Raw genomic sequence first — 1,737 nt, forward strand, 5'->3', positions numbered from 1 at the left:
CGACCTGTGCTGGCGCTCGAACAACGCGACACTGTCGTTGGCCGGCAACAGCACCGAGCTGGTCTATGAGAGTGGGAAGGGATGGCACTCCCGCACTGAGGACGGCTCGAAGATCGTGCGGCTGACCGGTGCCGACAACGGCGACCAGGACGGTGAGCACTGGAAGGTCACCACGACCGACGGCACCCAGTACTTCTTCGGTCGTAACAAGTTGCCGGGTGAGACTTCCGAGACCAACTCGGCGTGGACCGTGCCCGTCTACGGCAACCACGCCGGCGAGCCCGGACACGCCACGACGTTCTCCGACTCGCGCGAGACCCAGGCCTGGCGGTGGAACCTCGACTACGCCATCGACACACACGGCGAAACCACCTCGTTCTGGTACAACAAGGAAGTCAACCAGTACGCGGCCGAGGCAACCGAAAGTAAGAACGTCTCCTACGTGCGCGGCGGCACACTGGCCCGCATCGACTACGGCACCTGGGAACGCAGCACCACCGACCGCTCCTACAGCGCCCTCGCCCAGGTCGTCTTCGACACCGACGACCGTTGCAAGTCCGATTGCGGCGAGCATGACGGAACGCATTGGCCGGACACCCCCTGGGACCAGGAGTGCAAGGCCACCGCCACGTCCTGCGAGGACTTCTCGCCGACGTTCTGGTCGACGAAACGCCTGGCGAAGGTCACGACCCGGTTCTGGGACACCACCAAGGCCACCCCGGCTTGGCAGGACGTCGATTCGTACACGCTGGCGCACAGCTTCCCGTCGCCGGGCGACGGCGAGCGGGGCGGCCTGTGGCTCGACTCGATCGTGCACGCCGGACACGTCGGCGGCACCGTGTCGTTCCCGCCGGTCACCTTCCTCGCCGACCCGAAACGCAACCGGGTCGAGACCGGAACGAACACCACGAACAACTGGCAGCGCCTGAGCAACATCTACACCGAGACCGGCGCCCGGATCCAGATCACCTACTCGCAGCGCGATTGCACCGAGAGCGACAAGCCGTCGTCGCCGGAGAACAACACGAGGCTGTGCTACCCGGTCATCACCCCGGATCCCTATGACCCGGACGGTCCGGACATCACTGAATGGTGGCACAAGTACGTCGTCGAACAGGTCTCCGAGACCGACGTGCAGCTCACGAACGGTCAGCAGGGACCCACCAAGAACACCTACTACTCGTACGGCGGAACGCCGGCGTGGCACTACGCCGACGACGACGGGCTCAGTAAGCAGAGCCGCAAGACGTGGGACCAGTTCCGTGGGTATGCGAGCGTCTCGACACAGGTCGGCGACGCGGAGAAGACCCTCACGACCACGACGTACATGCGGGGCATGCACGGCGACCGGAAGGCGAAAGCCGGCGGGACCACCACGGTCACCGTGCCGGCGTCGATGGGCTCCGAGACCGTGTACGACGAGGACCAGTTCGCGGGAATGGTCCGCGAACAAGTCGTCTACAACGGCACCACCGACAAACCGGTCAGCAAGACGGTCAACGTTCCCTGGCGTTCCACGCCGACAGCGTCACGCACCATCAACGGCGACACCGTCACCGCCCGCTACACCGGCACCAAGACCACCTACCAAGGGACCGCACTGGGTGTCAACGGCTCCCGCGGGTGGCGGGTGACCAGTTCCCGCAGCGAGTTCGACGACGACTACGGCGTGGCGACCTCGGTGCAGGACAACGGTGACACGTCGAAGTCCGGCGACGAGAAGTGCACCACGACGAC

At 65.3% G+C, this 1,737-nt stretch carries 1 pseudogene; it reads left to right on the forward strand.

Annotated features, from left to right (window positions below):
* Window positions 1-1,737: pseudogene (locus tag DMB66_RS62205) on the forward strand (hypothetical protein); the annotation flags it as partial.

It is taken from the genome of Actinoplanes sp. ATCC 53533 (assembly GCF_003947245.1).